10 protein-coding genes and 1 tRNA gene are annotated in these 15,134 nt (G+C 68.6%); 6 read left to right on the plus strand and 5 right to left on the minus strand.

Going from position 1 to position 15,134, the window contains the following annotated elements; translation table 11 throughout:
• Positions 1-61 precede the first annotated feature (61 nt).
• Positions 62-3,535 carry an indolepyruvate ferredoxin oxidoreductase family protein gene (locus ON21_RS05315; protein ID WP_039796216.1) on the plus strand — a complete coding sequence of 1,158 codons (3,474 nt, stop codon included), beginning with the start codon at positions 62-64 and terminating at the stop codon, positions 3,533-3,535.
• 139 nt (positions 3,536-3,674) lie between these two features.
• Here ON21_RS05315 and ON21_RS05320 read toward each other — a convergent pair whose 3' ends face one another.
• From ON21_RS05320 to ON21_RS05330, 3 genes are all read right to left on the minus strand, one after another.
• Positions 3,675-5,138 carry a subtype B tannase gene (locus ON21_RS05320; protein WP_039796217.1) on the minus strand — a complete coding sequence of 488 codons (1,464 nt, stop codon included), beginning with the start codon at positions 5,136-5,138 and terminating at the stop codon, positions 3,675-3,677.
• A 290-nt stretch (positions 5,139-5,428) separates the two neighbouring features.
• Positions 5,429-6,058 (minus strand): hypothetical protein, encoded by a 630-nt coding sequence (locus ON21_RS05325; RefSeq protein WP_157170715.1) that lies wholly within the window; start codon positions 6,056-6,058, stop codon positions 5,429-5,431.
• A 606-nt stretch (positions 6,059-6,664) separates the two neighbouring features.
• Positions 6,665-6,738, minus strand: a tRNA-Met gene (locus tag ON21_RS05330).
• Positions 6,739-7,281: 543 nt separating this feature from the next.
• Between ON21_RS05330 and ON21_RS05335 the strand changes: the two genes are divergently transcribed.
• On the plus strand, positions 7,282-7,962 hold the full coding sequence (locus tag ON21_RS05335; protein ID WP_039796219.1) for a helix-turn-helix domain-containing protein: 681 nt from the start codon (positions 7,282-7,284) through the stop codon (positions 7,960-7,962).
• Between the two features lie 325 nt (positions 7,963-8,287).
• On the opposite strand, the gene amaB is transcribed toward ON21_RS05335, so the two are convergent.
• Complete coding sequence (amaB, locus tag ON21_RS05345; protein WP_039796221.1) at positions 8,288-9,817, minus strand: L-piperidine-6-carboxylate dehydrogenase; 1,530 nt, start codon at positions 9,815-9,817, stop codon at positions 8,288-8,290.
• Positions 9,818-9,929: 112 nt separating this feature from the next.
• Between amaB and ON21_RS05350 the strand changes: the two genes are divergently transcribed.
• The 3 genes from ON21_RS05350 to ON21_RS05360 all read left to right on the plus strand — a co-directional run bounded on the left by ON21_RS05350 (position 9,930) and on the right by ON21_RS05360 (position 13,139).
• Positions 9,930-10,382 (plus strand): Lrp/AsnC family transcriptional regulator, encoded by a 453-nt coding sequence (locus ON21_RS05350; RefSeq protein WP_039796222.1) that lies wholly within the window; start codon positions 9,930-9,932, stop codon positions 10,380-10,382.
• A gap of 64 nt (positions 10,383-10,446) precedes the next feature.
• On the plus strand, positions 10,447-11,778 hold the full coding sequence (gene lat / locus ON21_RS05355) for an L-lysine 6-transaminase (protein ID WP_051020365.1): 1,332 nt from the start codon (positions 10,447-10,449) through the stop codon (positions 11,776-11,778).
• A 122-nt stretch (positions 11,779-11,900) separates the two neighbouring features.
• Positions 11,901-13,139 (plus strand): YVTN family beta-propeller repeat protein, encoded by a 1,239-nt coding sequence (locus ON21_RS05360; RefSeq protein WP_245562471.1) that lies wholly within the window; start codon positions 11,901-11,903, stop codon positions 13,137-13,139.
• 48 nt (positions 13,140-13,187) lie between these two features.
• Here ON21_RS05360 and ON21_RS05365 read toward each other — a convergent pair whose 3' ends face one another.
• On the minus strand, positions 13,188-13,532 hold the full coding sequence (locus ON21_RS05365) for a hypothetical protein (RefSeq protein WP_039796224.1): 345 nt from the start codon (positions 13,530-13,532) through the stop codon (positions 13,188-13,190).
• 204 nt (positions 13,533-13,736) lie between these two features.
• Here ON21_RS05365 and ON21_RS05370 point away from each other — a divergent pair, with 204 nt between their 5' ends.
• A complete protein-coding gene (locus ON21_RS05370; protein ID WP_051020367.1) occupies positions 13,737-15,116 on the plus strand; it encodes a serine/threonine-protein kinase in 1,380 nt (459 codons plus the stop codon).
• The last annotated feature ends 18 nt before the right edge of the window (positions 15,117-15,134 follow it).

Here is a 15,134-nt window from a genome sequence, read left to right on the forward strand (position 1 = left end):
GGCAACAAGTGCTCAACTATGCGAGGCGCCGGACCGGTGCTGAGCGGACGGGTGGATCCGTATGACCGAGCTCGCCGACCGCGATCTGATCGCGGCTCCCTACGACCTCGCCGACCGGTACCGCGTCGGCTCGGGGACCGTTGTCCTCACCGGCGTGCAGGCCATCGCGCGGCAACTGGTCGAGCAGCATGTGCGTGATCTGCGCGCCGGGCGGCGAGTGGGCACGTTCGTGTCCGGGTATCAGGGCAGTCCGCTCGGCGGCGTCGACAAGATGCTGTCCGGCATGCCCGCGGTGCTCGCCGAGCACGACATCTCGTTCGTCCCCGGCTTGAACGAGGAACTGGCCGCGACCTCCGTGTGGGGCAGCCAGGCGGATCTGCCCGCAGGCGCGGCCACCCACGACGGCGTCGTCGGTGTCTGGTACGGCAAAGGCCCCGGCCTGGACCGCGCGACCGACGCGCTGCGCCACGCCAACATGTACGGCGTGAATCCGCGCGGCGGCGTCCTGCTGCTGGTCGGCGACGATCCGGCGGCCAAATCCTCCACCGTGCCCGCGGTGAGCGAGCGCTCCTTGGCCGCGATGAACATTCCCGTACTGTTCCCGCGCAACGCCCGCGAGATCATCACCATGGGGCTGCACGGGGTGGCGCTGTCGCGCGCCTCGGGCTGCCTGGTGGCGCTGAAGATCGTCGCCGACGTCGCCGACGGCGCCTGGACCGTGGACGGTTCGGTGGGTGACCTCGACATCGTCGTGCCCGAGATCGACTGGGAAGGGCAGCGGTTCCACTATCGGCAGCGTCCGATGGCCGCGCCGGCCGACAGCCTGCTCGCCGAGGCGGACCTCTACGGCCCCCGCTGGGAGCTGGTGCGCGCCTACAGCACGCGCAACGGGCTGGACGTGATCGAGGTGCACCCGGCCCGCGCCACGATCGGCATCGCCGCCACCGGGACCGCCTTCGACGCGGTCCGCCAAGCGCTGATCGACCTCGGCGCCGACGACGACGCGCTGTACAGTGCGGGAATCCGGCTGCTGCGCATCGGGATGCCGTACCCCGTCGCGCCCGACCGGGTCCGCGAGTTCGCCGCCGGGCTCGACCGGCTGATCGTCGTCGAGGACAAGACCGCCTTCATCGAGACCCAGATCCGCGACATCCTGTACGGCGTCGCGGGCGCGCCCGAGATCCTCGGCAAGCGCGACCACACAGGTCGACCGCTGTTCGGCGCCGACGGCGAACTGACCTCCGGGCGCATCGCCGCACCGCTGCGCCGCGTGCTCGACGGGTACCTCGAACTGAAACGCCCACTGCCGCAGCCGCTGTCGCTGTCGGTGCTGCCCGCCCAGCGCGCGGCCTACTTCTGCAGCGGTTGCCCGCACAACCGTTCCACCGCCGTCCCGGAGGGCTCACTGGCAGGCGGCGGCATCGGCTGTCACACGTTGGTGACGATGTCCGGTCGCGCCGACAGCAAGGTGGTCGGGCTGACCCAGATGGGCGGCGAAGGTGCGCAGTGGATCGGGCAAGCGCCGTTCACCGACGTGCCGCACCTGTTCCAGAACATCGGCGACGGAACGTATTTCCACTCCGGCCAGCTCGCCGTGCAGGCGTGCGTCGCCGCCGGCGTGAACATCACCTTCAAGCTGCTGCACAACGACGTGGTCGCGATGACCGGAGCGCAGCACGCCGAGGGCGCGCTCACGGTGCCGATGCTCACCCGCAAACTCGCCGTCGAGGGCGTCCGGCGGATCATCGTCTGCGCCGACGAACCCGAGCGCTACCGCAAGCGCGATCTCGCTCCGGGCACCCTGCTGTGGCACCGGGACCGCCTCGACGAAGCGCAACGCGCGCTGCGCGAGATCCCGGGCGTCACGGTGCTGATCTACGACCAGCACTGCGCGGCCGACGCGCGGCGGCAACGCAAGCGGGGCGCGCTCCCGGCGCGCCGCACCCGCGTGGTCATCAACGAGGCGGTGTGCGAAGGCTGCGGCGACTGCGGCGTCCAGAGCAATTGCCTGTCGGTGCAGCCGGTGGATACCGAGTTCGGGCGCAAGACGCGGATCGACCAGACCTCCTGCAACACCGATTACAGCTGCCTGAAGGGCGACTGCCCCGCGTTCGTCACGGTGGAGCTGCCCGACCCGGCCGAGCGGAAGCCGCGCCGAGCCGGTCGCGTGCCGCAGCCGCCGCTGCTGCCGGAACTCGCGCACGAACCGCCGACGACCACACAGAATGTCTTTCTCGCCGGCATCGGCGGCACCGGCATCGTCACGGTGAACCAGGTCCTGGCGACCGCCGCGATGCGTGCCGGGTACGAGGTGGCGAGCCTGGACCAGATCGGCATGAGCCAGAAGGCAGGGCCGGTGGTCTCGCATCTGCGTTTCGCCGTGGGCGCGCTGGAGCCCGCCAACCGGCTGGCCCCCGCCTCGGCCGACTGCATCGTGGCCTTCGACCTGCTGGCCGCCACCGACAACAAGAACCTGGCCTACGGCCGCGCCGCGACGACCGTCTCGGTCGCGTCCACCAGCAAGACCCCGACCGGGGACATGGTCTACGACCGGTCCGTCACCTACCCCGACGAGGCGGCGCTGCTGCGACGACTGGAACAGGTGTCGCGCTCGGTGCGGTCCTTCGATGCTCTCGCTGCCGCGCAGGCACTCTTCGGCAACACTGCCGCCGCGAACTTCCTGCTCGTCGGAGCCGCCTACGAACTCGGCGGTCTGCGGCTGCCCGGCGCGGCGATCGAGGAGGCCATCGAGATCAACGGCGTGGCCGTGGACGCCAACCTCGCGGCATTCCGCTGGGGCCGGGTCGCGATCGCGCGGCCGGAGGAGTTCGCCGCCGCCACGACGCGTCGCACGGCCGAACCCACCCCCGTCGCGGTGCCCGCGGACCTGTTCGACGGACTGACCGCGACGGGGGAGACACGGCGGCTGGTCGAGTTGCGGGCCGTCGAGCTGATCGGTTTCCAGAGCGCCGCGGTGGCGCGCGACTACGTGGCGACGGTGCAACGCGTCTGGGATGCCGAGCGCCGGGTCACCGACCGTACGGAGTTCAGCGAGCAGGTTGCGCGCGGGCTGTACAAGTTCACGGCATACAAGGACGAGTACGAGGTGGCGCGACGGCTCACCGATCCGGCGTTCCTGGCCGAGGTCGCCGCGCAGGTACCCGAGGGGGCGAACCTCACCTATCGGCTGCACCCGCCGGTCCTGCGCGCGCTGGGACGCAAGGACAAGATCGGGATGGGGCCGGGCAGCCACTTCGCACTCCGCCTGCTGGCCAAGGGAAAGCGCTTGCGTGGCACGAAGTTCGACCCGTTCGGATACGCGCATGTGCGGCGCGTGGAACGCGAGTTGCGCGCCCACTACACCGCGATGGTGACGGACCTCGCCGAGGCGCTCGACCGGTCCGGCTACGACCGCGCCGTACGGGCGGCCGCGCTCCACGACGTGGTGCGCGGCTACGAGGACATCAAACTCGCCGGCGTGGCGGTCTATGCCGAACGTGTGCGGGAGCTGGGTATCGAGCCGCCGCGCTGCTAGCTGGTGCCATGCCGGTGGTCGGAGCGCCGCGCGGGCGCTGCCCGGATCGATGCCCCGGCATTTCGCCGCGATCCGAGTTCGGTGTGCGCCTGGTGAGCTGGCGGACTCGGAGAAGTGTGGGCTGCGGTCGCCGGACGCCTCACCCTGCGTAGCCGGTCACCTTGCCGATCCACGCGATGAAATCCGCGGCGTCCTCGTTGCTGCCGTGCCCCGCGTCCCAGTACATCGCGGCGTCGACCTGGTCGCCCAGATTCGCCAGGCTCGCGGCGAGATTGCCCACGATGGTCAGCGACGCGTCGGTGTCCTTGGTGCCGACGCGAATCCACCAGTGTTTCGCTCGGGCGGGATTCCGCTGCCGGAGGAAGAACATCGGGTTCATCATGCTGATCTTCTCGGGCAGATCGCTGTCGAGTTGCGCGCCCGGATCGCCGGTCGCTCGCCGCAGGCTGAACTGGGTGAAGTGCCTGGCCTTGACGGTGCCGACACCGAACTCGTTGTTCTCGGGCGAGGACAGGTCGAAGGCGTCGAACGCGGGCACGCCCTTCTTCCGCTCGCCCACGTGCGACAGGAAGTTCGGCCAGGTGAACTCCGCCCGGTCGCCCGCCCAGGTGATCCATGTGTTGGCCGCCAGGTAGCTCGAGCGATCGGCGTCCTGCAGGGCGGTCAGATACGCGGTCGCCGACGGTTCGAGGTAGGTACGCACGAGGTAGTTGCCGTAGTTGCCGGCCGTGATGAGCCCGAATCCGTTCTCGCCCTGCAACTCCAGCGAGGCCTGGTAGTCGGTGAACGCGGCGCTCAACTCCCCCGAGGCAGTCGCGTCGAGTTCGCCGGAGCGCAGCGGGTTGGCGCCCCAATTCCATTCGTAGGCCATGTCCGCGTGTTCGAGATCGGTGACGGGGCAGTAGGGGGCGGCGGCGAATACGGCGTCGCTGGCTTCCGCCGCGCCGAGTTCGGCGAGATACCGGTCGTACATCCGGTTGTCGGCGGACACGGCGAGCAGTGCGGACAGCGCGCCGCCCGCACTGACTCCCGTGGCCACGATCCGGTCGGTGTTCCCCGGAACCCGGCCGGAGTTGTGCCGCAGATAGCGGACCGCGGCTTTGAGATCCACGATGGCGGCCGGCGCCACGCCGTAGTACGTGCCGTCCGGGGCGACCAGGTCGCGTCCGCGCGCGCCGGGCTCCACCACGACATAACCCGCGGCGAGGGCGAGGTCGCGGTTTCTGTCCCGGTCACCGCCGTCATCCGGCTTGCCGCTCCTCGGCGCCGACGACAGGTAGCCGCCGACGGAGTTGCTGAAGAGAATCGGAGCCTTGCTCGCGTCGACGGCGTTCCCGTCGATCTCGACGGGAACGCTGACGGTCAAGCTCTGATGCGTCTTGTCCACCGGTTTCGCCACATAGACAACGCTCTCGTAGAACCGGTAGGTCACCTTCTTGTCGCGTTCGAAGGTGGCGACGGTCTTCTTCTGCACCGTGAACTCGTCGGGGTCGAAAGCCAACTCGTCCACTGGTTGCGCGTCGCCTTCCAGCAGGCCGCAGGCGGCGAGCATCGGCACGGCGGCCGCCGCCGCACACCCCTTGAGCATCGCCCTGCGCTGCACAGCTCTCTCCTTCGCATTCGTGGCAAGCCGTTCGGCGTCGCGGCTGTAGCGGCGTCGGTAGAACTCTTGCCCGGAACGAATCAGCTGGTCATCGGGTCGCTGAGATCGAAGGATAGCGGTAGGGGACACCGCGCCCGCGTACGCGCGCGGCCGCGCCCGACGCGTCCGCCGAAAGGCGGGCGTCGGGCGCGGCCTGCCGGGCGGCGGTCAACGACCGCCCCTTGTGGCGCATCGGCCGGGTCATCGACCTCGAGCACACCCCTTTGCCCGCCGCAGGACGAGGCAGCGCATCAGCCGACTTTCACCGGGACGACCGTGGCAGCGGTGAATCGGGCACGACCGATGGCCAGGGCCACCAAACCGACATTGCCCGCCGTGGAAATCATCGGACCGGCGATCGAAACGAATTCGAACCCGCTCACCAGAAGCACCCCGAACAGGCCGAGGCCGTTCGCGAGCGCGTTCGCGGCGAATGTTTGCCACGTTTCCTCGTGCGGTTTGGACCACACATGCCGCAGCGTAGGAATGGTGGCGATGAGATTGGCGCATATCGCGAAGAGCGCGCCGAATGCCTTTTCCTGCACCCCGACCGTCACCAGCACACAGGCGATGGACGAAATCAGGCAGGCCCAATCGATGGTGTCGTCCGGTCGCAGGCGGGCTCCGCGCGCGATGCCGACGGTGATGACCGCCGCGTTCATCGCCGCGGCCGCGGCGTTGATGCCCGCGGCGAGATAACCGCCCTCGAGATACGCCACCACCGCGAACACGGTGTTCGCGGTGCACCAAGCCGCCCACGACGCGATGCGCGGCCGGGTGTCCCCTTCCAGTATCCCCGCCAGGTACGCGATGACACCGAACAATGAAATGCCGACGCTGAGACACGCCGAAGACGAGCTCACATTCCAGAAATCACTCACGCGGAACTTTCCTCACAGATTGTTGTCGTTGCACGCTGAGATGGCCGACATTGGCGATCGAATCATTACGAACACGCCGAAGGGGACAAGCCGGGTGCGGTGATGGAACCGGGGGTTGCCTGTGGGGAAACACTTCGGGATGAATAGTCCGGGGTGACTCGGAAGTATCGTGACACGACAACTTGGGCGTCACCAATCCAGGACGGTGCTGTAACCATCTTTTAACCGCTGATTCGCAGTCGGTCAGCAGCTGATTATTCTGCCGGAGATTCTGTGTGAGCTACGGAACAGGCGTGCGACATGCCGCATAAATAGGTGTCGTAGATGGCGACATTGGTGGTCACAGAAATCGCCCGCCGACTGTCGGCGACTCCGACGACCGACAGGTCTCCGCCCGATGCGCCCGGCGGCCCCGTAGTCGGTTACGTTTCGCAGGAGCCGCCGCCGTCCGCGAATCGCCCCGACCGCGCTCGATCCGGAAGCCAAGGGCCTACCAGCGGCTCGGACTGCGCCTGCCAGGCGACCTGCTGCGCGTGAGCCTTGGTCGTGACTCGACCCGGCAAAAGAGAAACGGCCCGGAGCACTGTGCTCCGAGCCGTCTCGCAGTAGCGGGGACAGGATTTGAACCTGCGACCTCTGGGTTATGAGCCCAGCGAGCTACCGAGCTGCTCCACCCCGCGTCGGCTTTTCCAACACTACACATGGTGGGCGCGAATAACCCAATCGTGCTGGTGAGAGGGCATGTTGTGGGTGACTGGGCGAGGCTGGGCAATCTCTCGCGCACGAATGGAACCGAATGCGCCGCCGCCGCGTCCAATCATGTGACGAGAAGTATCCGACGCAGATCGCGGGGATGAGGAGTGGATCGTGACGTCCAGCGTACGGCCGGTGACACGGGTCCTGGTGGCCTGCTGCGAGAGTGCGGTGCGGTAGCCGGGCAGCCGCAGGATCCGACCGATGGGCCAAGGTGTGGTGGTACCGACGACCGGCGCGGCTGCGCCGACTCACCGTCGCGCCTATTGTGACGGTACTCGAGATACAGGGCCGAAGGCTTGCCGCTCGGTCGGGGGCTCGAGTGCTGCCCGTCCGCGTGTAGCGCCGGCGGATGGTAAGAGGCGCGCGAAAGCGCGCTGATCGAAGTTAAGGGGGCTTTCTTGAACACCGTTCGAACCAGTCGGGATCCCGAACGAGCAACTGGGCGTGTCGCATTCGTCCACTCTGGCTTGCGCGACTATCTGGATCCGGCCGAGGGATCGTGGGGGAGCGTGTTCGAGCCGCATTTCGAGGTGGAGTTCGCCGACTACGACCAACTGGCGATGCGCAGGGACGCCGACGGCGCCCCGATCGTGCTACCCGTCAACAGTGAAACCCAAGCCGAAAGCCTACGTTCGGTCCGTGCCCGTCACGCCATGGGGCTGATCGTCGCGGTCACCGATGACGTCGGTGGTTACTCGACCTACGCCGCGATACGCTCCGGCGCGAATTTCGTGATCAACGTCGCGATATCCGTCGAGCGTCAGGCCGACCTCGTGCGCGCGCAACTCCTCGACCACACCCGCTCGGCACCGAGGAAACCGCTCCCGGCGGTCCTCGGTGCGGTGACCGGCCGCGAACTGAACGAACCCGCACGGCAACCCCTGCGCAGGCGGGTCGGCACACCGGCCGCCGGCCCGGATCAGTCCGGCCGACATGGTCTGACCGAGTCGGATACCCGGCTGCTGCGCATGCTGCGCACGTCGATGACCGTCGCCGAGATCGCGCGTCTGAACTATCTCTCGGAGCGGTCGATGTATCGACGCATCCGCAGCCTGTACGACACCTTGGGCGTGGGCAGCCGGGCCGAATTGGTCGGTTCGGAACGCCGGGCGGACGTGTCCTTTCCACTCACCGTGCTGCGCGGCTGATCGGTAGCGACGGTGCTGTCGAATCCGCACAGGCAAACTGCCGAATCCGGGAGCCATCTCTTCGTATGTCGACACCGACCGATCTCCGCCCATGTGTCGCCAACCAGGGCGCGCGCCACGCTGCCCGCACCCTGCGAGTACACGACGAGGACAGCGAGGTCGTCGCCGCCCTCGACTTCGGCGACGACGGTGAACTCATCGGCATCGAGTTGCTGAATGCGAACGTCCAGCTCAGCGCGGCGTTGAAGAGGAAGGAACGCCATGGGCCCGACCTTCGCCACGGCGAGACCAGCCGCGGATGTGGCAGCCGGAGAGGTTGTGACGATCAGCCGAACTCGATGCCCTGCGCGAGGGGGAGTTCGGTGGAGTAGTTGACGGTGTTGGTGGCTCGGCGCATGTACGACTTCCAGGAGTCCGAGCCGGATTCGCGGCCGCCGCCGGTCTGCTTCTCGCCGCCGAAGGCGCCGCCGATCTCGGCGCCGGAGGTGCCGATGTTGACATTGGCGATTCCGCAGTCGGATCCGTCCGCGGCGAGGAAGCGTTCGGCCTCGCGCTGGTCGGTGGTGAAGATGGCGGACGAAAGGCCTTGCGGTACTTCGTTGTGCAGGGCGATCGCGCGATCGAAGTCGTCGTAGGTGAGCACGTAGAGGATCGGCGCGAAGGTCTCCTCCCGCACCACCGCGGTCTGCGCGGGCATGCGCACGATGGCGGGCCGCACGTAGTACGCGTCGTCGCCGAATCCATCGACTCGCTCTCCGCCGCAGACCAGTTCGCCACCGTCGGTCACGGCCTTGTCCAGCGCCGCCCGCATTCCGGTGTACGCCTTGCCGTCGATCAGCGGCCCGACCAGCACCCCCTCGTCGAACGGATCGCCGACGCGCAGTTGCCGGTAGGCCCGCTCGAGCCGGTCCAGCAGCGGGCCCGCCACGCTTCGGTGCACGATCAGCCTGCGCAGCGTGGTGCAGCGCTGCCCGGCCGTGCCCGCCGCCGCGAACACGATGGCCCGCGCCGCGAGGTCGAGGTCGGCGGACGCGGTGACGATCGCGCCGTTGTTGCCGCCCAGCTCCAGCAGACAGCGCCCGAGCCGCTCGGCCACCCGCGGCGCGACCAGCCTGCCCATCCGCACCGAGCCGGTCGCGCTCACCAGCGCCACCCGTTCGTCGTCGACCAGGCGGGAGCCGACGGCGCTCGCGCCTTGGATGAGCTGGTGGATCTCGGGATCCGCGTTCACCTCGCGGGCCGCGCGCCGCAGCAGCGCGTGACAGGCCAGGGCGGTCAGCGGCGTCGTCTCCGACGGCTTCCAGACCACGGTGTCACCGCAGACCAGCGCGATCGCCGTATTCCATGCCCAGACCGCGACCGGGAAGTTGAACGCCGAGATCACCCCGACCACGCCGAGCGGATGCCAGGTCTCCATCAACCGGTGGCCAGGACGTTCCGAGGGCATGGTGTGGCCGTACAGCTGCCGGGACAGGCCGACGGCGAATTCGCAGATGTCGATCATCTCCTGCACCTCGCCCTCGGCCTCGGCGGGGATCTTGCCCGCCTCGAGGGTGACGAGCTCGGCCAGGTCGCTCTTGTGCGCGGTGAGCAGCTGACCGAGGCTGCGCACGACTCCGGCCCGGACGGGGGCCGGAACCCCGCGCCAGGCCCGGAAGGCGGTCGCGGCCCGGCCGATCGCGGCGTCGACCTCGTCGAGCGAGCTGGACCGCAGCGTGGTCAGCTGCCCTCCGGTGATCGGAGTGCGCGCGGGCAGATCGCCGGGTTCCGGTGGCGGCGCGCCCAATTGGCGCAGCACCGCCTCCGCGCGGGCGGCGAGTCGTCGGGTGGCCTGGTCGTCGAGTACATCGGTCATCTGTTGTTCCGCCGTACCTTTCGGCCGCGTCGCGGCGTGTCTGTCCCACATGGCGGGAGGATCGAGGTGAGGTTCCGGACACGAGGCGGGCTGCCTGAGTTAGCCTTCGCTGATGGCGGATACACCGGCAAGACCCGTACTCGATGACATCGATCGCCTGCTGATTCGTGAACTGATGGCCGATGGACGGGCCACTCTGTCGAACCTGGCCGAAAAGGCGAGTCTGTCGGTGTCCGCGGTGCAGTCACGGGTCCGCCGATTAGAGGCGCGCGGCGTGATCCGCGGGTACACCGCACACGTCGATCCGGAAGCACTCGGCCAGCTGCTGTCGGCATTCGTCGCGATCACTCCTCTCGACCCGTCGCAACCCGATGACGCGCCCGCGGTGTTGCAGCACATCCCCGGCATCGAGGCCTGTCACTCGGTGGCCGGTGAGGAGAGCTACATCCTGCTGGTGCGCGTGGCGTCCCCGCGGCACCTCGAGCAGTTGCTCCAAGAGATCAGAGCCACCGCCAACGTGCGCACCCGGAGCACCATCATCTTGCAGACATTCTATGACAGGTGACGATTCTGTGTAATTAATCCGCTTTGTTGTAGAGGTTCCGTAAATTTTTACGTACCCTCAGGGCGTGACCATCGAACTGGAACGCACCCGCCCGGCGGTCACCCCCGCCGCCCGGGTCCACGCGATCTTGTCGGCGAGCATCCTGGCCGACGGCTTCGACTTCGTACTCGACCTCAACCGGTCCCGCGGCTGCCGCCTCGTCGACGAACGCGACGGCACCACCTATCTGGACATGTTCGGCTTCTTCGCCTCCAACGCCCTGGGCATGAACCATCCCGCCCTCGCCGAGGACGCGCAGTTCCGGACCGAGTTGCTCACGGCGGCGATGAACAAGCCGAGCAACTCCGACGTGTACACCGTCGAGATGGCCCGCTTCGTCGAGACGTTCGTGCGGGTGCTCGGCGATCCGCGGCTACCGCACCTGTTCTTCATCGACGGCGGCGGCCTCGCGGTGGAGAATGCCCTCAAGATCGCGTTCGACTGGAAGAGCAGGCACAACGAAGCGCACGGCCGCGCATCGGAACTCGGCGCCAAAGTGCTGCACCTCACCGGCGCGTTCCACGGCCGCACCGGTTACACCATGTCGCTCACCAACACCGATCCGGTGAAGACCGCGCGTTTCCCGAAGTTCGACTGGCCGCGCGTCAAGTCGCCCTACCTCACCGACGCGTTCGACGTCGAGGAGGCGGAGGCCTGCGCGCTCGCCCAGGTGCGGCGGGCCTTCGAGGAGAACCCGCACGACATCGCGTGTTTCATCGCCGAGCCGATCCAGGGCGAGGGCGGCGACCGGCATCTGCGTCCGCAGTTCCTGCAGGCCGTGCAGCGGCTGTGCCACGAGAACGACGCGCTGTTCGTGCTGGACGAGGTGCAGACCGGCGTCGGCATGACCGGGACGGCTTGGGCCTATCAGCAACTGGGCTTGGCGCCGGACGTCGTCGCGTTCGGTAAGCGGACCCAGGTGTGCGGCGTCATGGCGGGCGGACGGGTGGACGAGGTGCGCGACAACGTGTTCGCGGTCAGCTCCCGGCTCAATTCCACCTGGGGCGGCAACCTCGCCGACATGGTGCGCAGCAGGCGCACCCTGGAGGTGCTCGAGCAGGACGCGCTGATCGAACGGTCCCGGGCGCTGGGGGCGCATCTGCTCGAACGACTGGGCGCGCTCGCCGCCCGGCACGCCGATGTCAGCGAGCCGCGCGGGCGGGGTCTGATGTGCGCGATCACCCTGTCGTCGTCCCGGCTGCGCGACGAGGTGCTCACCGCGCTGCGCGAGCGCGAGCATGTGCTGATCCTCGGCACCGGCGAGCGGGGCATCCGGTTCCGTCCTCCGCTGACGGTCACCGGCGCCGAGCTGGACGAGGCCGTGGACGCGCTGGATCGAGTGCTGACCGGCCGGTAGGGACGGGATGTTCCGTACGTTCCGGTGCGCTCCCGCGCGGGCGCACCGGAATTCCGTATTCGGCTCCTAGGCTTCGCACCCATGTCATCTCGTCGTCACCACAGTCCGACAAGGTGCAGCGGGTGAACCGACAGCGGATGCACCGGTGCCGCGTAGTCCATTTCGTCGTGTCGCTGCTGTTGCTGTCGGCGCTGCCGGGCTGCGCGGCAGGCGACGCGGGCACGGTGGGCGCCGAGCAAGGCCGGGCCGCCCCGACCACCGTCGCGATCCCGGCCGCGGCGGCCCCGACGACAAATGCGGTCCCACCGCATCTGACCGATCTGCTGCCGGGAATGCCGCCGCCCCTCTCACCGACCGACGTGTACGTGGCCAACCGAGAACTCAGCCCCACCGTGGCCGACCATCGCCCCCTGGTCTACGTGCCCAACAGTCAGTCGAACACGATCTCGGTGATCGATCCGGGGACCTTCCGGGTGATCGACACCTACCCGACGGGCGGCTCGGAACCGCAACACGTCGTGCCGTCATACGACCTGCAGACGCTCTACGTCACCAACGATCTGCCGATCGGCGGGGGCAGTCTGCTGCCGATCGACCCGCGGACGGGCGAACCGGGCGAACCCTTTCCCGTGCGCGATCCCTACAACATGTACTACACACCGGACGGCCGGTACGCGCTCGTGGTCGCGGAGGCGGACAAGTCGCTGGATTTCTACGATCCGCGAACCTGGCAGAAGATGCACGCCATGGCGGTGCCCGACTGCGCGGGGGTCGATCACATGGACTTCACCGCCGACGGCCGGTTCGCCCTGGTTTCGTGCGAATTCAACGGTCGCATGCTGGTTTTCGACGTGGCCGAGCGCAAGGTCGTCAAGCTGGTCGACCTGCCCGGCGGTCGCTCGGGCATGCCGCAGGACGTCAAGCTGTCTCCGGACGGGCACACCTTCTTCGTCGCCGACATGACCGCCGACGGCATCTATCTGTTCGATGCGCACACCTTCGAGAACACCGGTTTCGTGCCGACCGGCAAGGGGACACACGGCCTCTACGTCACCCGGGATTCCGCGCGGATGCTCATCACCAACCGGCACGAGGGCAGCATCTCGGTGTGGGACTTCGCGGCGAACGGGCTGGTGCGCAAGTGGTTCGTGCCCGGAGGCGGCAGTCCCGACATGGGCAATATCTCCGCGGACGGGCGCGTCTTCTGGGCGTCCGGCCGGCACCACGGTGAGGTGTACGCCATCGACATCGTCAACTGGACTCTGCTGGCGCGCATCCCGGTCGGGAAAGGGCCACACGGGCTCACCATCTGGCCGCAGCCGGGACGTTACTGCACGGGCCACACCGGCGTCATGCGCTGACCCGGCGGTTGCTGCCCGCGGTCGTCGCGGCTGCGGGAAACGGGTCGGTCAGGACGTCACCGGACGCAGCCCCAGACCGCCTTCGACGAAGCGCTGCACGGACCTCAGTCCGGCGTCCAAGGCGGCCTCGTAGCCCGGGCGCGCCCATCCACTGACCTGCGCGGTGCCATCGCCCTGCGGTGTCACCCCGATCTCGGCGACCAACTCCGCCGTGGTCGGTTCGCAGACCGCCCAGGAGAAGTGCGTCTCGTCCGCCCAGCCCGCACCGCGCCGGGCGACGTAGTCCGGTTCGGTGATGCCCCCCGCGGCCAGGGCGGGGCGGTCATCGATGCGGTCGTCGGCGCGCAGCGCGCGCAGATACCAGGCGCCCGCGTTGATCTCGATCGGCTCCATCAGTACCCCGCCGTTCCGTCGCGCCGATCGCCCGGCGCCGCGGCCAGGACACCCGCGAGCGCTACACCGAATTCCGCGACGCCGAATGGCCTCGCTGGGACATGATCGGATGGCCGCGCCGTCACTTTTGCGTGTTTCGCGGTAACGATGCGGATTTCGGGTAGCTCGATCATGAGGAAGAGGCTAGCGGGAGGTTCTATCGATATGGGCGAGCTATGGTTCGGCCATTACCGCCTCGATCGGTTGCTGGGCAGCGGCGGCACGGGCGAGGTATGGCTCGCGCACGACACAGTCACCGACCGTGCGGTCGCGTTGAAGTTGTTGACCACCGCGTATGCGGCGGACCCGAAATTCCGGCAACGGTTCACCAGGGAGGCTCGGCTCGCCACCCAGATCCGCGGGCCCCACCTGGTGCCGATCCATTCGTTCGGCGAGCTCGACGACCGCCTGTACATCGATATGGAGTTCATCGAGGGCTCCGACGTGGCCGCGCTGCTCCGGCGTTCGGGACCGCTGGACCCCGAGCGCGCGATCGAGATCATCGCGCAGACGGCCACCACGCTCGACACCGCGCACCGTGCCGGCCTGGTGCACCGCGATGTGAAGCCGTCCAACATCATGGTGACGCCCGATGGCACGGTCTATCTGATCGACTTCGGCACCGCGCACCGCAGCGACCAGCCCGCGATCACCGCCACCGGCAACGTGGTGGGCACGCTGGCCTACATGGCGCCGGAGCGGTTCGACGGTGCGGCAGGCCCACGTGCGGATCAGTATTCGCTGGCCTGCGTGCTGTTCGAGTGCCTGACCGGGCTCCGGCCGTTCGGTGACGGCGAGCCACCACGCCTCTTGCGCGCCCACCTCATGCAGACCCCGCCGTCGGCCTCGGCGCTGAATCCCGCCGTCCCGCCCACGCTGGACGCGGTGATCGCGCGGGGCATGGCGAAGGACCCCGACCGGCGCTGGTCCAGCGCCGGAGAACTTGCTTCGGCCGCGCACCTGGCGCTGACCGGCCGAGACGCGACAACGGTCGAGCTGGCCTCCTCCGTGCCGACCGTCGTGCTGCCGCCGCCGCGTCCGGCGGCCACGACCGGCGTCTCCTCGCCCGCGCGAACGCCCCTCGGACCGCGTCTGGCGCTGGCGTCGTTGGGGGTGCTTGTCGCGGCGGTCGCCGGGTCGCTATGGATGGGACGGCCGGACACAGCCGACGCAGGGCCGGCCACCACGCCCCTGCCGCCATCGAAGCAGGAACCCGCGACACCGTCGGCCCCGCCGTCGCAAGCCACGGCCGCGCCGACGCCGATCTCGGCGCCCCTCGTGGTCCTGCCCGGCGCGGGCCGGCCGTGCGACCCGGCGGTCGACGTGCACAGTGTCACCGTGGACGGTCTCGTGCTCGCCTGTACCGCGTCGGCGGTGGGCCCGAGCTGGCTTCCGGCGGTGCCCGCGTCCGGTGGGGTCGCCACGGGGAACGTCGATGACTCGAGCCCAGCCGGGCAGAACGACTCGGGTGACAAACGCGGCCGGGGCAAGCCTGATCATGCGAACCAGGGCCATGGCAGGGACAAGCCCAAACCGGGAAAGTAGGTGTTGCCCGACTGTCGT

Origin of the sequence: Nocardia araoensis NBRC 100135 (assembly GCF_000308435.1) — a bacterium.
GTDB lineage: Bacteria > Actinomycetota > Actinomycetes > Mycobacteriales > Mycobacteriaceae > Nocardia > Nocardia araoensis.

What these genes read in the sequence shown, in the direction of transcription:
- ON21_RS05315 (WP_039796216.1), top strand. Translation starts at nt 62, where the DNA reads ATGACCGAGCTCGCCGACCGCGATCTGATCGCGGCTCCCTACGACCTC.
- amaB (WP_039796221.1), bottom strand. Translation starts at nt 9,817, where the DNA reads ATGACCGATGTACTCGACGACCAGGCCACCCGACGACTCGCCGCCCGC.
- ON21_RS05350 (WP_039796222.1), top strand. Translation starts at nt 9,930, where the DNA reads ATGGCGGATACACCGGCAAGACCCGTACTCGATGACATCGATCGCCTG.
- ON21_RS05365 (WP_039796224.1), bottom strand. Translation starts at nt 13,532, where the DNA reads ATGGAGCCGATCGAGATCAACGCGGGCGCCTGGTATCTGCGCGCGCTG.
- ON21_RS05370 (WP_051020367.1), top strand. Translation starts at nt 13,737, where the DNA reads ATGGGCGAGCTATGGTTCGGCCATTACCGCCTCGATCGGTTGCTGGGC.